The organism is Curtobacterium flaccumfaciens, assembly GCF_013359815.1.
GTDB lineage: Bacteria > Actinomycetota > Actinomycetes > Actinomycetales > Microbacteriaceae > Curtobacterium > Curtobacterium flaccumfaciens.
Window position 1 is genome coordinate 262,633 of the sequence record NZ_JABMCF010000039.1, and the last position, 22,958, is coordinate 285,590.

Here is a 22,958-nt window from a genome sequence, read left to right on the forward strand (position 1 = left end):
ACGCGGTCAGCGGGACAGGGCGCCCGCCCAGCCGAGGGCGATCGGCACGAGCAGGCCGTGGCGGTGGTGCGGGAGCTCGGCGACGGGGATCCACCGCGACTCGTCGGTCGAGCCGTCGAGCTCGTGCCGCAGGGCTCCCCCGGTGATCGTCGCCCGGAACACCACCTGCACGGCCTTCATCGGGCGACCGTTGGCGTGGATGCGGCGTTCGGCGGGGACGATGTGGTGCCGGACCCCGAGCAGGGCACCGGCCTGGGCCTCGTACCCGGTCTCCTCGCGGATCTCGCGCACGACGGCCTGCTCGACGGTCTCGTCGAACTCGACCCCGCCGCCCGGTAACGTCCACGTGCCCGCGTCGGGGTGACGCAGTTTCGCCAGGAGCACGCGGTCACCGTCCGTGATCACGCCGTAGGCGGCGAGCCGGGTGTCGTAGTCCGTGTACTCCATGGGCCGACCATGCCAGGTGGGTGCACCGACGTCTGCCAGCCGCGCCGGGCCTCCAGGCCGTGGACCGGGGTGGTGCGGACGCTCCACCAGCCCGCCACCGGTCACGACCCCCCGCGGCCCGCACGCCGAGCGGTCACAGACCGTCGGCCCCGCCGCCCGCAAACGACGGAACGTGACCACGCGACGCAGCACGTGCGGTGTGTCGCGACCACTCCCCGGGCCGGCAGGCGCGAGTCGCCGCCGCCATGGGCCTCCCGGCCAACCGGACCCGACGTGCGCGCCCGACCCGGATCAGGCGTCGACGCGTGCCGCTGCCCAGCCCACGCGCATCCGGGCGACCGCCCGGTCGAAAGCGCTGAGCGGCTCCCCGTCGTCGCGGATGACGGACTGCAGCTGGAGCCCCTCGTACAGCGCCATGAGCTGCTCGGCGGCGTGCCGGGGCGAGGCGCCACGGGACTCCCGGCCGGCGACGACGTCACGGACCAGGGCGAGGGTGACGTCCTCGAACGCCCGCGTGTACTGCGTGCGGAACCACCCGGCGGCCGGGTGCTCGGGGTTCGAGGCGGCGCTGAGCACGGCGACCCGGAGGCGCACGAGGGCCGGGTCCTCGACGCCCGCGGCGAGCCGGGCTCGCAGGTAGGCGACCGTGCCGGCCCGCTCCGCGATCGGCCAGAGCTCGAGTCGGCTGCCGTTGTTCCACTTGTCCATGACCGCGACCACCAGGAGTTCCCACATCGGGTACGCCCGGTGGAACTCGTCGGCCGTGACCCCGGCGTGCTCGGCGACCTCGTCGGGCCCGACACGGTGGAAGTCCCCGGCTCGGTAGGCACTGATCGCCCCGGCGACGATGCGTGCGCGGAGGTCGACATCGGTCGTGGGCATGCTGACGATTGTGCGGGGCCGGTCAGCGGCCCGCGACCGCCAGTTCAGGGGGCGCGGCCTCCGTCGCCGGCTCCCGGTCAGCCGCGGTCGAACGTCAGCGTCTCGTCGTCGGGCGCCCGGACCTCGCCGGTGCGGGCGAAGTCGGCCCAGATCGCCCGGAAGGCCCGGCCGCGGCGCTCGACCTCGGCCCAGTCGCGTTCGGGGACGAACCGGGTGCCGGCCCAGGCCTCGCGGCCGCCGAGCAGCAGCGGCAGGTCGCTCATGTGCACGGCTCCGGTCGGGGCGCTCGTGACACCGCGGTGCAGTCGGTACGAGGTCGCCCGGCCGCCGGCGCGTCGGTGCCGTTCGGTGAACCGTCGGGCATCGCGGCCGTAGATGACGTCGGACAGCGGGCGCACGACCCACCACCGCAGGGCCGACCGCAGCACCCGTGACCGGGTGACCCGACGCAGGCCGGGCACGAGCGGCACGTACATGCCGGCCTCGTCCGAACCGGACCCGATCAGCACGTCCACGTCGGGGGCGACCCGGCTCCACGCGGCGTCGAGGTCACGCTCGGCGGGCAGCGGCGCGAACCCGTACTGAGTGCCGAACGGCATGCCGGCGGCGAGCCCGTACGGCGCTGCGGCACGGGTTCCGAGTGCCTGACGGTCGAGCAGGTCCTCGAGCGGGGTGTCGGCGTGCACGGCGCCGACCGCCTGGACCATGGCGCGGTTCATCCGTGCCCGACGGCGGGACAGCCCGAGCGGAGCGCTCTGGATGATCGCGCGGCGGAAGAGCCCTCCGGCGCCGGCGCTGATCATCAGGTGCGCGGCCGCGTCCCCGCCGGCCGACTGCCCGAAGACGGTGACCAGGTCGGGGTCGCCGCCGAACGAAGCGATGTTCGCGCGCACCCAGCGCAGCGACTCGACCAGGTCGAGGAGCCCGAGGTTCGCCGGGATCGTCTCGCCGTCGCCGAGGAACCCGAGCACGCCGAGCCGGAACGTGACCGACACCACGATCACGCGTTGCTCGGTCACCAGGTCGCGGGCGTCGTAGATCGGCAGGTCGCCGCCGCCGATGACGTACGAACCACCGTGGATCCAGACCATCACGGGCAGCTGCTCGTCCGGCCGCACGTCGGCGGGCAGCGTGATCGAGAGCCGCTGGCAGTGCTCGTCGACCTCGATGCCCTGGATCGGGTTGAGCAACAGGTCGACGAACTCCTCGTGCGGCTGCGGTGCGACCGGCGACGGGGTGGACGCGTGCAGCTCGCCATCGAACGGTGGCATCGGCTGCGGCGGGGCGAACCGTTCGGCCTGCGCGTACGGGATCCCGAGCACCCGCACCACGTCGCCGTCGAGCGTCCCGACGATGCGGCCGGCGGGGGTGTCGAACGGGGCAGGGGCGGCGGCGAGCATGTGGATCACGCTATCGGGGCCGGCTGACGCAACCAGGCAGACGGACGGGAGGCCCGTGGCGGCGTCGCCACGGGCCTCCCGTCCTCCTCTTGTCGCGTTGCGCGACGGGGGCGCTACCGCACCCGCTTGATGGGGATCACGACGAGTGCGCCGATGAGGGCGATCGCCCCGGCGGCCCAGCACATGAGCTCGTAGTTGTCGGCGGCTCCGTCGGACCCGACCTTCAGGAAGAACAGGGCGATCGCCGGCGCGAGTGACTGCGGCAGCGCGTTCGCGATGTTGATGACACCGAGGTCCTTGCCGGGCCGGTCGGCGTTCGGCAGCACGTCGACGACGAGCGCCGTGTCGATGGCCGAGTAGATGCCGTAGGCGAAGCCCATGATGACCTCGGCGACGTAGAAGCCGGTGACCGTGTCGGCGTGCGCGAGCGCGACGAGCCCGACCGCGAACATCGCCGTCGACCCGCCGACGAACACCTTGCGGCGACCGAGCTTGTCCGACGCCCAACCGGACAGCGCCGCACTGACCAGCAGCGCGATCGTGTAGAGCAGGACGCCGAAGGCGACGGCGGCCGTGGCGTCCTTCGGCTTCTCGATGCCGATGTGCTCCTGCATGTAGAGCAGGCGGTACGTCGTGAACATGAACGTCGCGAGGATGATGAGGAAGCGCGACCACCACGCGAACGCGAAGTCCGGGTTCTTGACCGGGTTCGTCCAGAACGACGCGACGAGGTTCAGGAACGTGAACTTCTTGAGCGTGTAGGTCGGCAGGTCGTCACGAGCGACGACGGCGTACACGGCGACCAGGATGATCGCCAGGATGCCCGGCGCGATGAACAGCACGGGCAGGTTCGCGACGAAGAAGACCGACAGGTAGGTGCCGGCGAGCACGGCGATGTTCTGCGCGAGCGCGATGATGCTCGAGGACCGGCCGCGCTGCAGCTGCGGCACGTTGTCGGCGAAGCTCGCGAGCAGGGTGGCGAGCGTGGCGTTCGCGGCGAGCTGGGCGAGCAGCCAGGCCAGCGTCAGGTTGAGGACGTCGGGCGAGTAGGCGATCCACGCGAGGGCGATCGCGAAGACCACGACACCGCTGAGCAGCCAGGGGCGACGACGGCCCCAGCGCGTGCGGGTGCGGTCGGACAGGGCACCCGCGAGGGGGTTCATGATGAGCGCACCGAACGCGCCGATCGGCAGCACCGAGCCGATGACGTTCGCAGCGTCGTCGCCGACCAGGGCCTGCGCCTTGAGCTGCATGCTCACGTAGACGGGCGCCATGAGCGCGACGAAGAGGCCGAACTGCCCGAGGAACAGGGCGATCTGGTAGCCGATGCCCACCTTGACCGTGCTGACGGGCTGGGTGATGCCCTCTTCCGGGTTGAGCAGTGCCGGGCTGCCGGGTTCGGGTGTGCTCATGACGCCTCCTTGAGTCGATGAAAACCTTGCCTGACAAGGTTTTTCCGACGCGAGCATACATCGACACGTGTTGTCTGCAACACCGACCGCCTCCCGGGCCGCGTCACACGGGGCAGCAAAAACTACACACCGGGTGGTTTTTGGGGTAGCGTCGTCATCGATCTCGCCGCGGAGCATCGCTCCTCGACGGGCCGCGACACCCAGACAGGATCGAAGGAGCCTCTGCAATGCCCACCACTTCTGTGCAGCTGTACTCGCTGCGCGACGCCATCGCCGAAGACCTCGACAAGGCCATCGCCCGTGTCGCCGAGATCGGGTACGAGAACGTCGAGCCCTACGCGTTCGTCGAGCGCGCCACCGACCTCGAGCGTGCGTTCGCGGCCACCGGCCTCAAGGCTCCGTCCGGCCACGTCGCCGTGATCGACGCCGAGGACACCGCGCCGATCTGGGACGCCGCCGAGCGCCTCGGCATCCGCACCGTCATCGACCCGTTCATCCCGACCGACCGCTGGCAGACCGCCGACGACGTCGCGAAGATCGCCGAGCGCGTCAACGAGCTGACCGCCGAGGCCGCCGGCCGTGGCCTGCAGTTCGGGTACCACAACCACCAGTGGGAGTTCACGAACAAGGTCGACGGCCGCACCGTCTACGACCTGTTCGTGTCGCAGCTGTCGCCGGAGACCGTCCTCGAGGTCGACACCTTCTGGGCGACCGTCGGTGGCGCCGACGCTCCCGCCGTGCTCAAGGGCCTGGGCGACCGCGTCGTCGCCATCCACGTCAAGGACGGCAAGGTCGACGGTGACATCCGCACCGCGCTGCCCTCGTCCGAGAGCGCCCTCATCGTGCCCGAGGCACTGCAGCGCGCCTTCGAGAACCAGACGCCGGCCGGTCAGGGCGACGTCGACGTGACCGCGATCCTCGCCGCCGCACCGCAGGCGATCCGCGTGGTCGAGTTCGACGCGTACAAGGGCGACGTCTTCGAGGGCATCACCGAGTCCCTCACCTGGCTCAAGGACAACGACAAGTGAGCCGTGTCGGGATCGGCATCATCGGTGCCGGCAACATCTCCACCCAGTACCTCGAGAACCTGACCAAGTTCGCCGACGTCGAGGTCCGCTTCGTCGCCGACGTGCTGCTCGACCGCGCTGCTGCCCAGGCGGCAGAGTACGGCGTCGCCTCGTCGGGATCGGTCGAGGAACTCCTCGCCCGCGACGACATCTCGATCGTGATCAACCTGACGATCCCGGCCGCACACGCCGAGGTCGACCAGCAGATCATCGACGCCGGCAAGCACGTCTGGAGCGAGAAGCCGATCGCGACCGACCACGCGTCGGCCGCCGCGGTGCTCGAGTCGGCGAAGGCCAAGGGCCTGCGCGTCGCGACCGCTCCGGACACCGTGCTCGGCGCGGGCATCCAGACGGCGCTCCGGGCCATCGCCCGCGGTGACATCGGCGAGCCGCTGTCCGCGACGACGCTGTTCCACGTCCCCGGACCCGAGGCGTGGCACCCGAACCCGGACTTCCTGTTCGCCACCGGTGCCGGCCCCCTGTTCGACATGGGCCCGTACTACGTGACGACCCTGGTGCACGCGTTCGGCACCGCCTCGCGCGTGCAGGCCGTCTCGTCGAAGTCGCTCGACCGTCGCACGATCGCGTCCGGCCCCCGCGCCGGCGAGACGTTCCCGGTCGAGGTCCCGACGCACCACGCCGCCCTGATCGAGTTCGCCGGCGGGCAGTCCGCCCAGTCGACGTTCTCGTTCCAGCACGCCCTGCCGCGCATGGGCTTCGTCGAGATCAACGGCACGCTCGGCACGATCTCGCTGCCGGACCCGAACACGTTCGAGGGCTCGTCGCAGCTCTGGCGCTACGGCCAGGAAGAGCCCGAGACGCTCGAGGCGGTCGGCTCCACCTGGGGCCGTGGCACCGGTGTCGTCGAGCTCGCCCGCGCCATCGCGGAGGACCGCCCCGAGCGTGCCTCCGGCGCCGTCGCCCTGCACGTGCTCGATGTGCTGCTCGGCATCCGTGACGCGGCCGAGTCGGGTTCCGCCGTCGACATCACGTCGACCGTGGACGCGGTCCCGCCGCTGCCCGAGGACTTCGACCCCGCGGCAGCCGTGCTGACCGCGGGCGCAAACGCCTAGGAGCGCCGCGAGCACCACGCGCACCACTTCGTGAGCAGGAATGGTCGGGTCCCCAACGGGAACCCGACCATTTCTGCTCACCAAGCGAAACCGCGCCGCGCGAGCTCCCCCCTCAGACCAGCGCGGTGAAGGACGCGTCGCGCACGAGCAGCGTCGCCGCGTCGCCCACGACGGCCTGGTCGGGGTCGCTCGACAGCCCGAGGGACCAGCTGCCCCCACCCGGACGCTCCGGCAGCGTGAACTCCACCGTGGTGTCCGACGCGTTCAGCAGCACGGCCACGGTGTCGTCGCCCTGGTGCAGCACGAGCGTCACGGCCCGGTTGCCGCCGTCCGCCCAGTCGCCGTCCTCGAACCCGGCGGCGTCGGCACGGAACACGCTCACCGTCGACTCCGAGTCGCCCGGCGCGGTGCGGAACCACTCCGGACGCAGTGCCCGGTGCTGCCGGCGGAACGCGATCGCCGCCGTCGTGAAGGCGAGCAGGTCCTGGTCGGCGGCGGCCCAGTCGAACCACGAGATCTCGTCGTCCTGGCAGTACGCGTTGTTGTTGCCGCCCTGTGACCGGGCGAGCTCGTCGCCACCCAGGATCATCGGCACGCCGGCGGAGAGCAGCAGGGTGCCGAGGAAGTTGCGGCGCTGCCGGTCGCGGTAGTCGTTCACCGCGCCGTCGTCGGTCGGGCCCTCGATGCCGCCGTTGAACGAGGTGTTGTCGCTCTCGCCGTCGTTGTTGTCCTCGCCGTTCGCCTCGTTGTGCTTGTCGGCGTACATCGTCAGGTCGGCCAGGGTGAAACCGTCGTGGGCGGTCACGAAGTCGATGGAGCACAGCGGGGAGCGCCGCGAGCCCTCGTAGACGTCCGGGCTGCCCAGGACCCGCTGCACGGCGTCACCGAGGGCGCCCTCGTCGCCGCGCCAGAACGCGCGCAGGTCGTCGCGGTACTTGCCGTTCCACTCGGACCAGTCGGCCGGGAACCCGCCGACCTGGTAGCCGGCGGTGTCCCACGGCTCGGCGATCATCTTGACCTCGCGCAGCACGGGGTCCTGGTGGATGATGTCGAGGAACGCCGAGTGCTTCTCGGCCTCGCCGTCCTGGCGGGTGAGCGTCGTGGCCAGGTCGAACCGGAAGCCGTCGACGTGCATCTCCTCGACCCAGTAGCGGAGCGAGTCCATGATGAGTCCGAGGGCCGCCGGGTGCCCGACGTTCAGGCTGTTGCCGGTGCCGGTGGTGTCGAAGTAGTTCGCCTCGTCACCCTCGACCAGCCGGTAGTACGACTGGTTGTCGATCCCCTTGAACGACAGCGTCGGGCCCATGTGGTTGCCCTCGGCGGTGTGGTTGTAGACGACGTCCATGATGACCTCGAGCCCCGCGGCGTGCAGGGCCTTCACCATCTCCTTGAACTCGGCGACCTGCTGCCCGGCGGTGCCTGCGGACGAGTACTCGTCGTGCGGCGCGAAGAAGCCGATGCTGTTGTAGCCCCAGTAGTTGCGGAGGCCCTTGTCGAGGAGCGTCGAGTCCTGCACGAACTGGTGCGTCGGCAGCAGCTCGACCGCGGTGACGCCGAGGTCGGTGAGGTGCTTGATCGCCGCCGGGTGGGCCATGCCGGCGTAGGTGCCGCGGATCTCCTCGGGGACGTCCGGGTGCTGCTTCGTGAAGCCCTTGACGTGCACCTCGTACACGACGGTGTCGGCGAGCGGGGTCCGCAGCAGGGTGTCACCGTCCCAGTCGAAGGACCGGTCGGCGACGACGGACTTGGGCATCGCCCTGGCCGAGTCGGTCTCGTCGATCTGCTCGGGCTCGTTCATGTCGTGACCGAAGAGCGCCTGGCCCCACTCGTACTCGCCGTCGATCGCGGTGGCGTAGGGGTCGAGCAGGAGCTTCGCGCCGTTGTGGCGCAGGCCGTTCGCCGGGTCCCACGCGCCGTGCACGCGGAAGCCGTAGCGGGTGCCGACGGTCACGCCGGGGACGACGTCGTGGAAGGTGTAGCCGGTGCGGTTGCGGAGCTCGGTGCGGTGCTCGGTGCCGTCGTCGTCGAAGGTGCAGAACTCGACCCGCTCGGCGGTGCTCGAGAACAGGGCGACGTTGGCGCCCCCGTCGACGAGCGTGACGCCGAGCGGGGTGCGCGTGGAAGTGGTCATGCTGCCCTTCTACCGGCCGGTCGCTGTGCCACCGGCGGTCTGGGCGTACCCCTGGCCGCTCAGCGCACCGGCGGGACGAGCTGCTCGAGCAGCCGCAGCACCCGCTCGCCGTCGACGGCGTCGGGGTCGAGCAGCCACTGGACCTGCAGCCCGTCCGATGCCGCGATGCTCAGGCTCGCCAGGTCGACCGGGTCCAGGTCGGCGCGGATCCGGCCACTCGCCTGGTCCGCCTCGATCAGTTCGGCGAGTTCGGCGCGCAACCGGGCGAAGCGTTCGCGCATGAAGTCGCGCGTGGCCGGGTGGCCCTCCTGCACGGCGTCGGCCGCGAGGGTCGTGTACAGCTGCACCAGCCCCGGCACGGCCCGGTTGCGCGATGCGCTCTCGCGCATGTCGCCGATCGCCGACTTCATCCGGTCGGGCGCGCCCTGCTCGCGGACCTCGTGCTCCCGGTAGACGGCGAGCAGCAGTTCGTCGCGGCTCGGGAAGTAGTGGCGGAGTGCCGCGTGCGTGATCCCGAGGGCCTCGGCCACCGAGCGGAGCGACGATGCGTCGACCCCCTGCTCCGCGACCATGCGGATCATCTCGTCCAGGATCTGCGTGCGCCGCTCGGCGCCCTTGCGGTACCCGCCGCGGCGCGGCTGGGCCGCGTCGGCGTCGTCCGCGGGGTGGGTCATGCACCCAACTTACCGCTGGAAGGTTTTCTCGCCACCGTCCGGACTGGAGGCCCGTGGCGGGCGCACCACGGGCCTCCCGTCCGTATCGGGGTCGCGTCGCACCCCGCCGGGTCGCGTCAGCCGGGTGCGCTCGCGTCAGTCCTGGTCGTCGACCGTGTACTCGTCGACCGGCGCGGGCGCGCCCGCGGCGAGCGCGTCGACGATCTTCGTGAGCGAGTCGGCGAGGACGGCGTTGTCCGCGTCCGGCAGTTGTTCGAGCACCTCGACGACGGCCGCGTGGAAGCGCGCGTACGAGGCGTCGATCTTCTCGGCGGCCTGGTCGGTCGGGGCGAGCACCTGCGCACGACGGTCGGTGGGGTGCGCCGTGCGCGACAGCAGGCCCTTCTGCACGAGCCCGTCGACGATCTTGGTGACCGAGGCGTTCGAGACGGCGAGCATCACGGCGAGGTCCTTCGGGCCCATCGTGCGGCCGTCCCGGTGTGCCTGGAGCATGTACCGGACGGCGAGGAACTCGTTCTTCGACAGGCCGCTCTCGATGCGGGCGGACTCGATCTGCTGGTCCTCGGCGTGCTGCAGGCGGAGCAGCGCGTCGACGGCGGTCTTCGCGACCCCGGACTCGGGTTCGCGGGCGTAGAGGTGGACGTGCTCTCGACGGACGACGGTCAACGGCATGGGGTCATGCGCTCCTTGCTAAACGGCAGGCGTGCTGAAGAAGTCCGCGTAGGACGGCTCGGAACGACCGGCGAGCAGCGAGGGGTCCTGGATGCGACGCTCGACGTACGCGTCGATGATCGCCGGGTCGGTGAGACCGACGCGGGTGTGGCTGCCACCGATCCGTGCCGTCCGAGGCATCCCGGAGTACGTGCTGTGCATGTCGTGTCCCGCCCTTCTTGCCTGCCGTGTGTCCCCTGCGGACGGCTGAACTCTTTCACAAAGTGAACGGTCAGTTCAACGAACCATTCGCGCTGTGTACGTTTTGCGCGCCGAAGGGTTCAGCGGAGTCCGTCAGGGTCGTGAGGAGCTGCAGGAGCGCCGCCCGTCGCGGCTCGTCGAGCGGTGCGAACAGGGAGTCGAGCACCCCCTCGGCGATGCGGTGCCCCTCGTCGAGCACCCGCCGTCCGTCCTCGGTGATCGCGTGCTCGATCCGCCGACCCCGACCGGCGGTCCGGGTGATGAGCCCGCGGTCGAGCATCCGGTTGGCGAGGGTGCCGAAGGCCTGGTCGCTCTGGAACGTCGCGACGGCGAGGTCGTGCCCCGATGCGTGGGGCATCCGGTCGATCGCGCGCAGGGCGTCCCACTGCACGAGCGTCACGCCGAGGTCGCGCAGGGCGGCGTCCATCGTGCGGTGGTTGCGGTACTGCGCCCGCTTGACGGCGTGGCCCAGGGCTTCGAGGTCGGTCGGCATGGTGCTACGGTATCAACACTCGTACATAAACATGTTGATACGGAGCACCCATGACCGACACCCGCACCCGCACCGCGCTCGTCCTGCACGGTGGCGGCGGCCCCCGGACCGTCGCACCGATCGTCGCGCACCTCGCACCCACCTTCCACGTCGTCGCCCCGACGCACCCCGGATGGGACGGCACCCCGCGCCCGGACGGCATCGACTCCGTCCCGGCCCTGGCGACCGAGTACCTCGAGCAGCTCCTCGCCGCTGGAGAGCAGGACGTCGTGCTCGTCGGGTCCTCCATCGGCGGCTGGATCGCCCTCGAGATGGCCGTCCAGGCTGCTGCCGACGACCGGTTCGCCGGGGTCGTCGGCGCCGTCGTCGACATCGACGGCGTGGGTGCGGTGGTCGAGCGCGAACCGATCGCCGACTTCTTCGCCCTCGATGCCCGCGGGCTGGCCGAGGTCGCCTGGCACGATCCCGAGCGGGGGTACCAGGACCCGGCGTCCGTCACCGAGGAACAGCGGGCGGTGCAGCGCTCGAACGGGCAGACCATGGCGGTCGTCGCCGGCCGGTCGATGAGCGACCCGACGTTGCTCGATCGACTCGGGTCCGTGCGGGTGCCGACGCTCGTCGTGTTCGGCGCGAGCGACCGGGTCGTGACCCCGGCGTACGGTCGCGCGGTGGCGGCGGCCGTGCCGGGTGCGGTGTTCGCCGAGGTCCCGGCCGCAGGGCACCTGCCCCACCTCGAGGCCCCCGACGCGACGTGGGCGGTCATCGACCCGTTCCTGGCACCCCTGCTCGGCTGAGTTCTCGGCGTCCTCTGAGCGACCTTTTGGCACTCACCAGGGTCGAGTGCTAAAACGGTGGCAGTTGAGTCGAGGGGACTCAACGAGAACCACGAAGGAGTTGATTTCGATGACGATGAACTTCGATCCGTTCCGCGAGCTCGACCGACTCGCGGGTTCGCTCCTCGGCACCGCCGCCGGACCGCGCTCGATGCCGATGGACCTGTACCGCACCGGGGACCACTACGTCCTCGACGTCGACCTGCCCGGCATCGACCCGGGCTCCGTCGACATCGACGTGGACGGTTCCGTCCTGACCATCCGAGCCGAGCGCACCCTGGGCGCGCCCGAGGGCTCGCAGTGGCTCACGCGTGAGCGCCAGCCCGGCACGTTCGTCCGGCAGCTGACGCTCGGCGACGGCCTGGACGCCGAGCGCATCACCGCCGGGTACGACAACGGCGTGCTGAGCGTCACGATCCCCGTCAAGGAGTCCGCGAAGCCGCGCAAGATCGCCGTCACCGTCGGTGGCGCGTCCGAGCAGCTCGCGGTCGGTTCCGGCGCGGTCGGTTCCGGCGCCGCCGCAGAGTGAGGAGCTGACCGATGACGTCCGTCCTGCTGAACGCGGTGGTCGCGGTCCTCGTCGTCACCGCGGCGCTCGCGCTGACGAGCCTGGACCGGCGCACCGCCCTGCTCCTCGGGGCCACCGGCAGCCTGACCGGCACGTTCCTGACCTGGGTCGCCGCACCCCGGCTGTTCGAGCAGTCGCTCCTGGCGCCCTGGGTCGCGGCGGTCCTCGGCACGGCCCTGCTGATCGCGGGGTGGAGCGCGGTCCGCGCCTACTCGGGCATCTTCGAGGCACCCCGCGACGAAGAACCCGAGACGGGGGCGCTGATGACCGTGGGTGGGTCCGCCCCGTCGGTGCGGTGACCACCTGACGGACAGGAGGCCCGGTGCACGTCGTGCGCCGGGCCTCCTGTCATCCGTCGGTCGCGTGGTGAATAAGGCTCGTCCCTCATCGGCCCGGCGGCAATCGGCACGCGAACCGCAAATACCGTCGGGCGACACCGCATCACGGGTGCGCTTGCCTCGTCCAAGGACGAGATCATCACCGCGGTCCGCGCTGCGCTCCAGGGAACGGGTTAACGCTCACGAATCGGTCGATCATGACGCCGCTCGCACCGCCTGGCCGTTCAGTCCCCTGTGAGGTGCGTCTCGTTCTTGAGTTCCCTGTACGACGAGCGAAGGCGTTTCACGCACATCCACACGACGCCGAAAAGATGCGCTGCACCGAGGACGAGGAGAGCTGTGATCCACGAGCCTGTCGGAACAAGCACGCCCGCCTTGGTGTGGTCTTGAGTCGCTGCTACAACGAGAGCGCCGGCCGTGACTGCAAACGAGACGACAACGGCGTAAAGGACATTCGCAAACAGTTCGTCAACGAGCTGCGGAAGCAGTGCACGACGCTGAACCCTGGGGTCATGGCTGATGCCCTGGCGCATCTGAAAGACGTATATTACGACGCCGAAGAGGAAGCCCGAAAGAACGGACGCGCCCCCAACGATGGCTGATGCATCATTGATTCGAGCCCCGAATGTCCAGCTGGCCGCTGCGAGGCCTACCGGCAGCGCGATCTGAGCTACGACGTCTCGCCACAGGAACTGTCCGGTCCTGTGGTTTCGAAGAGTGCTGAAGTGCTCCCGGATCAGGCCGCGTCGGGATGATGGGGGCTGATTCGGGTCGCTAGTGCTTGATCCGACCACTGTCCGCTCTTCCACTGGTCCTGCCATGTCAGTCCCATCCCGTCGAAGTAGTCGCGTGCTTCATCTTGAGCTCTGCGGAGAAGCGCCGTATCCGTGAGGGCAGTCTCGCCGTAGTCGGTGAGAAGAGCCCGAATCGCGGGGACTCGCTCCTTCTCAAGGGCGAAGGTCTTGCGCCGCCCGTCACGTCCTTCGACCCGAACGATAGTCTCATCCACTGACGTTCCCTCACCGAAGCCGAGGAAATCCGACGCGCCGAGCTGCCGGTTTTTCAGCTTGTCCCACAGCCAGCGAGGGAGGATCCGTTCCCCCTTCTCGGGAACCAGCGTGTGTTGAAGACGGCCCAGCTTGGTCGGCTGCGCATCTGGGCCATCAGCGATGTCGGGGGCGAAGTTGTACGAGACGGCGGTCACCTCGACGAGGTCTGCAGCAGCACTCCATGCGGATGTCTCGAGGACCGTCTCCGTGTCGAACGAGTAGTCCGAGAACTTGGCCACGAGCGATCGCTTAAAGAGGTCGATCAACCCCATGCCCGCGCCCTCGTTGCCCTGCCGTTCCACTCCGAAGATCCCGATCGTTCCCGACGGGGGAACGGTGAGGACCAGCCTCGTCCGTACGGTCGCAGAGTCATCGGCCTTCCGATCGTGTTCCGTTGCATGGGTCCTGACGTTGATCGTCTGACCAGTCTCGCCGTACCACCCGGAGTTCGCGACAACCACCACGCTTCGCCCGTTTGGCTTCACTTCCTCGATCCGCGTGTAACGGCCACGCTGCTCGTCTCGCAAGATGTCCTTGTCTAGATCGACATAGAGGCCGTAGAAGAGCTCGAGGAGGTCCTCACCGTGGATGTCGCTGAGGTCACCGTAGTTCTGCTTGTGATTGCGGCCTGGTCGAGCCTTGATCGTTTCGAGACCGAGAGTGCGTCGTGGCACTGAGTTCCTTTCGTGCGGCGCACCCAAAGCGGTAAGGATGCCTCACGAACCCTAATCGGGACTGAGGACGCCTCGGTTAGTTTGATCGACGGCGTGTCTCGAAGATGCTCAGCGGCTTCTGCCCGTGCATGTACCGAGGGACGTGGGCACCGCACACGAAGGTCGCTGATCTGCAGACCCGGATACCCAGTTGGTCGGATCCGACAGGAGGCCCGGTGCACGTCGTGCGCCGGGCCTCCTGTCATCCGTCGGTCGCGTGGGCGACCGTCGGGACTACTCCTTGTTCAGCTTGTCCTGCACCAGGCCGGCCGTCTTCTCGACGACGTTCGGCAGCTCGGTGGTGCCGTAGAGCCGGACGTCAGGGTGCGTGGGCGGGGGCATCGGGACCGAGGTGGTCGGGCCGTCGTGGTACGAGTACTCGCCCTTGCCGTCGAACGAGGGGCCACTCGCCCACGGGCCGTTCTTCGCCTCGGCACCGTCGGAGAAGTTGAGGTACTGGTAGTTGACCTCCTGGTTCTCCTTCGACTGCGGGAAGTTGCTCGGCACGGGGAAGCCCTCGACGCCCTTCTCGCGCAGCTCGGCGGCAGCGGTCGCCCACATGTTCTGGTGCATGGTGTCGCGGGCGATGAGGAAGGACAGCAGGTCCCGCACGCCGTGGTCGTCGGTCATGTGGTAGAGCCGGGCGGCCTGCACACGACCCTGCATCTCGGCGTTCTCGTTCGCCGTGAAGTCGGCGAGCAGGTTGCCGCTGGCGGTGATGTACGAGCCCTGCCAGGGGTTGCCGTTGCTGTCCACCGGACGGGCACCCGCACCGGCGACGATCGCGTGCTGGACGTCGGTGCCGCCGACGATCGCGGCGACCGTGGGGTCGTCCTGCAGCGCGTCCTCTGTGATGCCGAGCGGGGACTTCTCGAGCAGCTGCGCGATCATCGTCGCGAGCATCTCGACGTGGCCCATCTCCTCGGCACCGATGCCGAACACCATGTCGCGGTACTTGCCGGGGATGTGCATGTTCCACGCCTGGAACTGGTACTGCATGGCGACGGAGATCTCTCCGTACTGGCCACCGAGCACCTCCTGCAGCTTGCGGGCGTAGATCGCGTCGGGCTTGTCGGGCGTTGCCTTGAACTGGAGTTCCTGCTTGTGGAAGTACAAATCGTGCTCCTTCGTCTCGATCGAGCGATTGCACGGCCGATGGTTCGCCGGGGGCACTGAGCGGCCGTCCAAGGTGGCCGGATCACGCAGAGGGTGTCCCGGATGCGCCGTTCCACGGTTCCGGGTCCACCGTCGGCTTCACCCGGCAGGACGAGGCCCTTCGGTCCCCCGCCCGATGCCGTCGGCCGTCCGGTTGCCCAGGCTGGGAGCATGCAGACCTCGACCAAGCACACGATCGCCACCCTGCTGCTCTGCGCGGCGATCGTGGTCGCCACCGTCATCGCACTGATGGCCATGGCCCCGCCCGCGTGACGCCGGTACGGCATGGGAGGATCGCTCTCGTGACCGAACGGGGCAGGTTCCTCCGGCCGCTCGCCACCCGGTCGATCGTCATCGACGTGGCCTGGGCGGTCCTGGCGGCGTTCGTCTTCCTGCTGCCCATCGACCTCGAGCTCGAGCACGCGAGCCTCGCCGCAGTGTTGTCGGCCTCGGTGGCGATCGCCCTGCGCCGCATCTCCCCGTCCGCCGCGATGGCCATGGTCGTCGTCCTCGGGGTGATCCAGGTCGGCGGCGGCGAGCGCCCGTCGCTGGTGGACCTCGCGATGTTCGTCGTGATCGGCACCGCCGCGGTCGTGGGCACCCGCACCGAGGTCGTCGTCTCCGGCGTGCTCGCGGTCGTCGCCGGAGCGGGGGCCACGGTCTACCTGGCGTCGACCGGCTTCCGGTTCCTCGTGCTCATCAACGGCCCGCGCGACCAGGCCTTCCTGGCGATGGCCGCCCCGGTGACCGCGCTGCTCGGGGTCTGGGCGGGCGGGGTCGCCGTCCGGGCCTTCCGCTCCCGCGACCGCGAGTCGGAGCGCCGTGCCGACGCCGAGGCCGCAGCATCGCGTGCCGAGGCCGTCGCCACCGAGGCCGAGGCCACCGCCACCCGCGCGATCGACGTCGCCGAGTCCGAACGCATCCGCGCGGACATCGCCCGCGACGTGCACGACGTCGTCGGCCACTCGCTCGCGGTCATCATCGCGCAGGCCGACTCGGTGCCGTTCCTCGACGACGAGGCGCGCATCCGAGCGGTCAGCGCCACCATCGCGAGCACCGCCCGGAGCTCCCTGGTCGAGGTCCGACAGGTCCTCGGGCACATCGACGGCTCCGCCGAGGCGACCGGTCCGGGCTCGCTCGAGGAGATCGTGCAGGGCATCCGCGACGCCGGGGTCGACGTCGACCGCACGGTGCGCGGGGTCCCGCTGGCCCTGCGCCCGGACACCGGCACCGCTGCCCGCCGCGTGCTGCAGGAGATGCTCACGAACGCCCTGCGCCACGGCGCCCCCGGCAACCCGGTCGTCGTGCGGGAGACCTGGCGGAACGCCGACCTGGTGCTCGAAGTCGAGAACGTTGCCGGCGACGGCACCACCGCCGGCTCGGGCCGCGGGATCGACGGCATGGACTCGCGCCTCGGCGCCCTCGGTGGGTCGTTCGACGCCGCCGTGCTGGACGACGTGTTCACGGCACGCGCCCGCATCCCGTTCGACGTCCAAGGGGGCCCCGTCCGATGACCGAACCGATCAGGATCCTGCTCACCGACGACCAGGCGCTGTTCCGCGCGGGGCTCCGGGTGGTGCTCGACGCCCAGGACGACATGCGGGTGGTCGGTGAGGCCTCCGACGGGGCCGAAGCGCTCGCACTCATCCCCGAGGTGCGCCCCGACGTGGTGCTGCTCGACATGCGGATGGCCGGCATGGACGGCGTGGAGACCGTCCGGCAGCTCTACTCCGGTGCCGTCGCGGGCCCGCTCCCCCGCGTCGTCGTGCTCACCACCTTCGGGCTCGACCCGGCGGCGGCGACCGCCATCCGGCTCGGCGCCAGCGGGTTCCTGCTCAAGGACACCACGCCGCCGTTCCTGTTCGCCGCGGTGCGTGCCGTGCACGAGGGCAGCTCGGTCATCGCCCCGAACGACCTCGCGCAGCTGTTCGGCACCGACGTGGCACGGGCCCCGGCACCGCAGCCGCCGGAGTTCGCGACCCTGACCGAGCGGGAGCGCGTCGTGTTCGGGTGGGCGTCCCGCGGCCTGTCGAACGCCGAGATCGCCACCAGGGAGTACGTCACCGAGTCGACGGTGAAGACCCAGATCTCGAGCATCCTGGGCAAGTTGTCACTGCGCGACCGGGTGCAGCTCGTCGTCTACGCACACGACCACGGGCTGGCGGGCACCCGCGAGGACTAGTCCGCGGCGATCCGGTCGAGCCACTCCGCGAGCATCGTCCGCTCCGCTGGCGACAGTCGATCGAGCCGGGGCGCTGCGGCACGGAGCGTGATCGCGGCGCTCGTCACGGCGTCACGCCACCGGCCCTGACCACCCGGGGTCGCGCCGCCGTCGTCCGTCGTCGGCCCGCTCGGCACGAGGATCCGCCCGAGCACGGCGTCGAGGACGTCATCGGCGAGCGACGGGTCCCGCTCGTCCGACGGAGCCGCCAGGATCGCGAGCACCGCACCGGTGCCGGCCGCGTGCACGAGCTCGACCGCCCGGTGCTCCGGCACGGCAAGTCGTCCGGACTCGGCCACCCGCCGGATGCGTTCGGCGAGCAGCGCGGTGCCGGCGCGGGCGGCTGCCGACCGACGGCCACGCTCCGGGTCGCTCAACAGCACGAACAGGTCGGGGTTCGCCAGCCCGAAGCCGATCGTCATCGACCACCCGGTGCGCAGGTCCTCGACGGGGTCGGTCGCCTCGTCACGAGCAGCCCGGACGGCATCGGCCTTCATCGCCGAGAACGTCGCCATCGCGTGCTCGGCGACCGCTTCGAGCAGACCGTCCTTGTCGCCGAACAACCGGTAGATGGTCGGTGCCTGGACCCCTGCGCCGTCCGCGACCGCCCGCGTGGTCACCGCCGCGGCACCGCGTTCGCGCAGCATGGTGCCGGCGACCTCGACGATGCGCGCACGCGTCTCGTCGCGCTGGCTTCCCTGCTCGATCACGGAACAACGATAACGGATCTGTGCTATCACTGTGCTACCAGCGCTACCGACGCGCTGTTTCCACCGATACGGAGAAGCCATGATCGTCATCACCGGGGCCACCGGAGCCCTCAACGGCGCGACCGCCGACCACCTGCTCGAGCACCTCGCGCCGTCCGACCTGGCGGTGGTGGCCCGTGATCCGGCCCGAGCACAGCGGTTCGCCGACCGCGGCGTCGAGGTCCGCCGAGGCGACTACGCCGAACCGGAGACCCTGCCGGCAGCCTTCGCGGGCGCCGACCAGCTCCTGCTCGTCTCCTCGAGCGACCCAGCCGCCGACGCCGTCGCGCTGCACCGTGCTGCGGTCGACGCAGCCGTGGACGCCGGCGTCGGCCGGGTCCTGTACACGAGCCACCAGGGCGCCGCGCACGGTTCGCCCTTCGTGCCCGCAGCGCACCACGCCGCCACCGAGGACCTGCTCCGCGACTCCGGACTGCCGTGGACGAGCCTGCGGAACGGCTTCTACGCGCACAGCGCCGCCTGGATGACGGGACCGTGGCAGGAGACCGGCACGGTGTCCGTCCCCGTCGACGGCCGGGTGTCGTGGACCGCCCGCGAGGACGCCGCAGAGGCAGCCGCCGCGATCCTGCTCGCCGATCAGCCGTTCGAAGGGCCGGTGACGCTCACCGCTCCGGACGCGCCGACCTTCGCCGACCTGGCTCGGCAGGCGTCCGAGGTGTCCGGTCGGACGATCGGGTTCGAGGCCCTGGGCGAGGACGAGTGGCGTGCCCGTGCGCTGGCCGCGGGGCAGGACCCGCACATGGTCGCGTTCCTGCTCGGCATGTACCAGGCCGCCGAGCGGGGCCTGTTCGCCGGCACCGATCCGCTGCTCGGCGAGCTGCTCGGTCGCGCCCCACGACCGGTCCGCGACCAGCTCAGCTGAGCGCCGCGACCTCGTCGAGGATCGCCTCGACCGCTGCGGGGTCGTGCGCGAACCGTCCGAGGAACAGCCCGCCGATCCGGCCCTGCCCCCGGGTGAGCAGACCCGGTCCCGCGCTGCCCCCGTAGAGGACGGTGCTGGGGTGCAGCTCGGGCCGGGTGGCGAGGTGCTGCTCGATCCCGTCGAGCACCGTCACGATGTGCTCGTCCGGCGCGGGTGCCGGAGCGCCGATCGCCCACACCGGCTCGTAGGCGACGGTCAGGGGTCCGGCGAGACCGTCGGCGAAGGCGGTCGAGACGGCCCGGTCGAGCTGCGCGGTCACCGCCGCCACTGCTTCCGCTGCACCCGACCGGGAGGCCCGGGTGGTCTCCCCGACGCAGACCAGCGGACGCAGGTGGTTGCGGAACGCCGCGTGCACCTTCCCCGCGATCGTCGCGTCGTCCTCGTGGAACAGGGAGCGCCGTTCCGCGTGCCCGATCTCGACCAGGTCGACGCCGATCTCCCGCAGTTCGGTGCCCGAGACCTCGCCGGTGAACGCGCCTGCGTCGGCCCACGACAGGTCCTGCGCGGCGAGGAGCACACCGGTGCCGGCGAGCAGGTCACGCACCGGGACGAGGGCCGGGAACGTCGGCGCCACGAAGAGCGACGCCGCACCCGAGCGCACCGCGGGGTGTCGCCGGGCGATGTCCGCGACCTCGGCGGCCCACGACAGCGTCCGGGCCTGCGAGAAGTACGTCTTCAGCGACACCCCGACGGTGATCACGGCGCGACCGTCTCCACGACGAGGGCGAAGGACAGCGCGCCTGGGTCCGCGGTGCCGACGGCCTGGTCTGCGTGGGTGCGCGCCCGGCCCATCTTCGGCACGAGGGACTCCGTGGCGTCGGCGGCTTCGCGAGCGGCACGGACGGCGTCGCCCCAGGCCTCGGCGAGCGCCGCCCCGGCGTCGAGCCGGGTGCGGAGCACCTCGTCGAACGGCACCAGGGCGTCCACCATCGTCTTGTCACCGACGGTGGCGCCGAACGCGAGCACGGCCTCGGTGGCCGCGCGGACCCCCTGCGCGACGGTGGCGCCCGACGGACGCGAGTCGTCCCCGACAACGCGACCCAGTGCCTCCAGGGCGGCACCCCAGATCGCACCGGACGTGCCGCCGGCCTTGTCGGACCAGGCATCCGCGGCGACCAGCAGGACGGTGCCGGCACCGGCACCGCGGCTGACCGCGTCGGCGGCTGCGACGTCGGCGGCGTGCGATCCGCGCTGCATCCCGATGCCGTGGTCACCGTCACCGGCCACGGCGTCGACGCGGCCGAGTTCGTCGGCGTGTTCGTCGAGGACGGCTCGGACCGCGGCGAACCCGGCGGCGACCTGCTCGGCGACCGCACGGGACTCGTCGGTCGCCGGGCCGATGCCGACACCCTCGGCGTCCGCCGCCACGGTCGACGGGTCGACCCGCTGTTCGGCGACGGCACCGCCCTTGCGGTAGGCGGGGGTGTCCGCGGGTGCTGCCCAGAGGTCCTCGAGCTCGTCGTCGAGCCAGAACAGCGTCAGGGAGACCCCGGCCATGTCGAAGCTCGTGACGAGTTCGCCGACCTCGGGCTCCACGATGACGACGCCGGCGTCCGCCAGGCGCCGCTGCACCGAGCGGTAGACGACGAAGAGCTCCTCGTACTTGACCGAGCCCAGGCCGTTCAGGATCGGGACCACCCGCTGGCCCTCGAGTGCCACGCCGTCGGGCAGTTCGTCGAGCAGCCGGGACACCAGCAGCTCGGCCAGCCCGTCCGCGGTGGGCACGTCCGTCTCGTCGATGCCCCGCTCGCCGTGGATGCCCATGCCGACCGCCATCCGGCCCTCGGGCACCGTGAACAGGGGTTCCTCGGCGCCGGGCAGGGAGCACCCGGAGAACGCGACGCCGAAGCTGCGCGTCCGGTCGTTCGCCCGTTCGGCGACGGCGGTGACCGTGTCGAGGTCGTCCCCGCGCTCGGCGGCGGCGCCGGCGACCTTGAAGACGCAGAGGTCACCCGCGATGCCGCGGCGCTTCGCGCGGTCGTCGGCCGGGGCGCTCGTCACGTCGTCGGTGACGCGGACCGTCCGCACCGGGATGCCATCGGCCTCGAGTGTGCGCGCCGCGGCGTCGAAGTTCAGGACGTCACCGGCGTAGTTGCCGTAGCTGAGCAGCACACCGCCACCGTGCTCCGCGGCCTTCGCGACCCCGGTGACCTGCTGGGCGCTGGGGCTGGCGAACAGGTTGCCCATCGCGGCACCGGCGGCCAAGCCGTGGCCGACCAGCCCGCCGAACGCGGGGTAGTGACCCGAGCCCCCGCCGATCACGACCGCGACCGTGCCGTCGGGGCTCGTGGTGGAGCGGGCGACCCCGCCGTGCACCTTCCGCACCCACCGCTCGTTCGCGGCGACGAAGCCGTCGGTCGCCTCGTCGGCGAAGTCCGCCGGGTCGTTGAACAGTCTGGTCATCGCTTGCTGCCCTTCGGGTCGGTGGTGCGGACGTGCGAGGTGTCGAGCAGCTCGTCGGCCTTGGCCCCGCGGAAGAACTTGGTGCAGAAGATCATCACCGCGGCGACGAACGCCAGGACGCCGAGCGAGACGATGCCGAACGCACCGCTGTCGGTGGGCACCACCTCGTTGATCGCGGTGCGCATGATCGGGGCGACGAACCCACCGAGGTTGCCGAGCGAGTTGATCAGGCCGATGCCCGCTGCGGCTGCGGCACCGGTCAGGAACGCCGTCGGGTACGCCCAGGTGATCGGGCCGACGGCCAGGAAGCTCGCGACGGCCAGGGTGATGAACAGGATGCCGAGCACGGGCTGCCCGTTCGCACCCGCCCACGCCGAGCCGAGGATCGACAGGCCGGTCGTGACGTAGAACAGCGTGCCCCAGCGCCGGCGGCGTCCGACGGAGTCCGCCCGCGACCCGATCAGGTAGCAGGCGACGAGCCCGACGAGCCACGGGACCGCGGACACCAGACCGACCTGCCAGCCGACGTCCTGCCCGAGCAGCGAGGACACCTGCTGCGGCAGGTAGAACGTCGTGCCGTAGACGGCGACCTGCAGGCAGAAGTAGATGATCGTGAAGTACCAGACGCGCCCGCTCGCCATCGCGCGCCAGATGCCCTTCGGGCCGTCCTCGCTGCGGGCCGTGTCCTCGCGCTCCATGGCCGCGGTGAGCGACGCCTTCTCGCCCGGTTCGAGCCACTTCGCCTGCTGCGGACTGTTCGTCAGGAACACCAGGGCCGCGATGCCCGCCAGCACCGCGAGGATCCCCTCGCCGGCGAACATGACCTGCCAGCCGTGGAACGGCGTGACCTGGTCACCGATGCTGATCAGGCCGCCGGACAGCGGGGCGCCGATCATCTGCGAGAACGGCTGCGCCAGGTAGAAGATCGCGAACATGCGCACGCGCACCTTGTTCGGGAACCACTCGGACAGGTACATGATCACGCCCGGGAACAACCCGGCCTCGGTCACACCCAGGATGAACCGCAGGATGATGAACATCGTGTCGTTCGTCGTGAAGGCGAACAGTGCGGCGACGATGCCCCACGTGACGGCGATGCGGGCGAGCCAGAAGCGCGCACCGAACCGCTTGAGCAGCAGGTTCGACGGGATCTCGAAGATCGCGTAGCCGATGAAGAAGATGCCGGCGCCCAGGGCGAAGGCGGCGTCGGAGATGCCACGGTCGACGCGCAGGGCCTCTTCGGCGAAACCGACGTTCGTGCGGTCGAGGAACGCGACGAAGTACAGGATGACGAGCATCGGCATGAGGTGCTTCGTCGCCTTGCCGATGGCGGACTTCAGGCCGGGGTCGTTCGTCGACCCGAGCGCGGGGGCAGGGGGTAGTGACACGGGTTCGCTCCTTTGCGAGCACGGTGCGGTCGTTCTGGCGTCCGGCGGTCGGTTCGGTCGTCCGGGCGGGAGGCACGGATCGCGTCGCCCGGTCGGCGCGCGCTCCG

General features: G+C 70.7%; 24 protein-coding genes. 9 read left to right on the forward strand and 15 right to left on the reverse strand.

Annotated elements, in window-relative coordinates; translation table 11 throughout:
* Nucleotides 1–6: 6 nt before the first annotated feature.
* From HP445_RS12815 to HP445_RS12830, 4 genes are all read right to left on the reverse strand, one after another.
* Nucleotides 7–447: an NUDIX hydrolase gene (locus HP445_RS12815; protein WP_027466986.1), complete on the reverse strand. Its 441-nt coding sequence runs from the start codon at nt 445–447 to the stop codon at nt 7–9.
* Nucleotides 448–738: 291 nt separating this feature from the next.
* On the reverse strand, nt 739–1,329 hold the full coding sequence (locus HP445_RS12820; protein ID WP_128780298.1) for a TetR/AcrR family transcriptional regulator: 591 nt from the start codon (nt 1,327–1,329) through the stop codon (nt 739–741).
* Between the two features lie 77 nt (nt 1,330–1,406).
* Nucleotides 1,407–2,729: a carboxylesterase family protein gene (locus HP445_RS12825; RefSeq protein WP_128780299.1), complete on the reverse strand. Its 1,323-nt coding sequence runs from the start codon at nt 2,727–2,729 to the stop codon at nt 1,407–1,409.
* A gap of 113 nt (nt 2,730–2,842) precedes the next feature.
* Nucleotides 2,843–4,141 (reverse strand): MFS transporter, encoded by a 1,299-nt coding sequence (locus HP445_RS12830; protein WP_111032468.1) that lies wholly within the window; start codon nt 4,139–4,141, stop codon nt 2,843–2,845.
* Between the two features lie 227 nt (nt 4,142–4,368).
* Between HP445_RS12830 and HP445_RS12835 the strand changes: the two genes are divergently transcribed.
* Both HP445_RS12835 and HP445_RS12840 read left to right on the forward strand, forming a co-directional pair.
* On the forward strand, nt 4,369–5,169 hold the full coding sequence (locus HP445_RS12835; RefSeq protein ID WP_171907779.1) for a sugar phosphate isomerase/epimerase family protein: 801 nt from the start codon (nt 4,369–4,371) through the stop codon (nt 5,167–5,169).
* A complete protein-coding gene (locus tag HP445_RS12840; RefSeq protein WP_111032470.1) occupies nt 5,166–6,281 on the forward strand; it encodes a Gfo/Idh/MocA family protein in 1,116 nt (371 codons plus the stop codon). The genes HP445_RS12835 and HP445_RS12840 overlap by 4 nt, the downstream gene beginning before the upstream one ends.
* A gap of 112 nt (nt 6,282–6,393) precedes the next feature.
* Here HP445_RS12840 and glgX read toward each other — a convergent pair whose 3' ends face one another.
* From glgX to HP445_RS12865, 5 genes are all read right to left on the reverse strand, one after another.
* Entirely contained in the window at nt 6,394–8,412 is a 2,019-nt protein-coding gene (glgX, locus tag HP445_RS12845; RefSeq protein WP_128780300.1) for a glycogen debranching protein GlgX, read from the reverse strand.
* 59 nt (nt 8,413–8,471) lie between these two features.
* Entirely contained in the window at nt 8,472–9,086 is a 615-nt protein-coding gene (locus HP445_RS12850; protein ID WP_027466979.1) for a TetR/AcrR family transcriptional regulator, read from the reverse strand.
* 135 nt (nt 9,087–9,221) lie between these two features.
* Nucleotides 9,222–9,758, reverse strand: a complete 537-nt coding sequence (locus HP445_RS12855) for a MarR family winged helix-turn-helix transcriptional regulator (RefSeq protein ID WP_111099732.1) — start codon at nt 9,756–9,758, stop codon at nt 9,222–9,224.
* A gap of 18 nt (nt 9,759–9,776) precedes the next feature.
* On the reverse strand, nt 9,777–9,959 hold the full coding sequence (locus tag HP445_RS12860) for a hypothetical protein (RefSeq protein ID WP_071248776.1): 183 nt from the start codon (nt 9,957–9,959) through the stop codon (nt 9,777–9,779).
* 70 nt (nt 9,960–10,029) lie between these two features.
* Entirely contained in the window at nt 10,030–10,491 is a 462-nt protein-coding gene (locus HP445_RS12865) for a MarR family winged helix-turn-helix transcriptional regulator (RefSeq protein WP_128780301.1), read from the reverse strand.
* Between the two features lie 50 nt (nt 10,492–10,541).
* Between HP445_RS12865 and HP445_RS12870 the strand changes: the two genes are divergently transcribed.
* From HP445_RS12870 to HP445_RS12885, 4 genes are all read left to right on the forward strand, one after another.
* The gene (locus HP445_RS12870) at nt 10,542–11,285 is read left to right on the forward strand and encodes an alpha/beta fold hydrolase (RefSeq protein WP_128780302.1); all 744 of its coding nucleotides are present in this window, start codon (nt 10,542–10,544) and stop codon (nt 11,283–11,285) included.
* A gap of 109 nt (nt 11,286–11,394) precedes the next feature.
* Entirely contained in the window at nt 11,395–11,853 is a 459-nt protein-coding gene (locus tag HP445_RS12875; RefSeq protein ID WP_128780303.1) for an Hsp20/alpha crystallin family protein, read from the forward strand.
* 11 nt (nt 11,854–11,864) lie between these two features.
* Entirely contained in the window at nt 11,865–12,191 is a 327-nt protein-coding gene (locus tag HP445_RS12880) for a hypothetical protein (protein ID WP_071404424.1), read from the forward strand.
* A 236-nt stretch (nt 12,192–12,427) separates the two neighbouring features.
* The gene (locus HP445_RS12885; protein ID WP_128780304.1) at nt 12,428–12,832 is read left to right on the forward strand and encodes a hypothetical protein; all 405 of its coding nucleotides are present in this window, start codon (nt 12,428–12,430) and stop codon (nt 12,830–12,832) included.
* Between the two features lie 134 nt (nt 12,833–12,966).
* On the opposite strand, the gene HP445_RS12890 is transcribed toward HP445_RS12885, so the two are convergent.
* Nucleotides 12,967–13,953 (reverse strand): hypothetical protein, encoded by a 987-nt coding sequence (locus HP445_RS12890; RefSeq protein ID WP_128780305.1) that lies wholly within the window; start codon nt 13,951–13,953, stop codon nt 12,967–12,969.
* Nucleotides 13,954–14,226: 273 nt separating this feature from the next.
* Nucleotides 14,227–15,108 (reverse strand): manganese catalase, encoded by an 882-nt coding sequence (locus HP445_RS12895; protein WP_111022461.1) that lies wholly within the window; start codon nt 15,106–15,108, stop codon nt 14,227–14,229.
* A 341-nt stretch (nt 15,109–15,449) separates the two neighbouring features.
* Between HP445_RS12895 and HP445_RS12900 the strand changes: the two genes are divergently transcribed.
* Both HP445_RS12900 and HP445_RS12905 read left to right on the forward strand, forming a co-directional pair.
* Nucleotides 15,450–16,661, forward strand: coding sequence for a sensor histidine kinase (locus tag HP445_RS12900; RefSeq protein WP_239001374.1), 1,212 nt, complete (start codon nt 15,450–15,452; stop codon nt 16,659–16,661).
* Entirely contained in the window at nt 16,658–17,329 is a 672-nt protein-coding gene (locus HP445_RS12905) for a response regulator (RefSeq protein ID WP_111022462.1), read from the forward strand. Before HP445_RS12900 ends, HP445_RS12905 begins: the two co-directional genes overlap by 4 nt.
* On the opposite strand, the gene HP445_RS12910 is transcribed toward HP445_RS12905, so the two are convergent.
* Nucleotides 17,326–18,078 (reverse strand): TetR/AcrR family transcriptional regulator, encoded by a 753-nt coding sequence (locus HP445_RS12910; RefSeq protein ID WP_241660389.1) that lies wholly within the window; start codon nt 18,076–18,078, stop codon nt 17,326–17,328. The two genes, HP445_RS12905 and HP445_RS12910, sit on opposite strands and share 4 nt — an antisense overlap.
* Before the next feature lie 79 nt (nt 18,079–18,157).
* Between HP445_RS12910 and HP445_RS12915 the strand changes: the two genes are divergently transcribed.
* Nucleotides 18,158–19,000 carry an NmrA family NAD(P)-binding protein gene (locus HP445_RS12915; RefSeq protein ID WP_128780307.1) on the forward strand — a complete coding sequence of 281 codons (843 nt, stop codon included), beginning with the start codon at nt 18,158–18,160 and terminating at the stop codon, nt 18,998–19,000.
* On the opposite strand, the gene HP445_RS12920 is transcribed toward HP445_RS12915, so the two are convergent.
* Genes HP445_RS12920 through HP445_RS12930 form a run of 3 tightly spaced genes read right to left on the reverse strand, consistent with a single transcriptional unit; the run spans nt 18,993 to nt 22,851 of the window.
* Nucleotides 18,993–19,760, reverse strand: coding sequence for a triose-phosphate isomerase family protein (locus HP445_RS12920; protein WP_128780308.1), 768 nt, complete (start codon nt 19,758–19,760; stop codon nt 18,993–18,995). The two genes, HP445_RS12915 and HP445_RS12920, sit on opposite strands and share 8 nt — an antisense overlap.
* Nucleotides 19,757–21,463, reverse strand: a complete 1,707-nt coding sequence (locus HP445_RS12925; protein WP_128780309.1) for a dihydroxyacetone kinase family protein — start codon at nt 21,461–21,463, stop codon at nt 19,757–19,759. The genes HP445_RS12920 and HP445_RS12925 overlap by 4 nt, the downstream gene beginning before the upstream one ends.
* Complete coding sequence (locus tag HP445_RS12930) at nt 21,460–22,851, reverse strand: MFS transporter (protein ID WP_128780310.1); 1,392 nt, start codon at nt 22,849–22,851, stop codon at nt 21,460–21,462. Before HP445_RS12930 ends, HP445_RS12925 begins: the two co-directional genes overlap by 4 nt.
* Nucleotides 22,852–22,958: the final 107 nt, after the last annotated feature.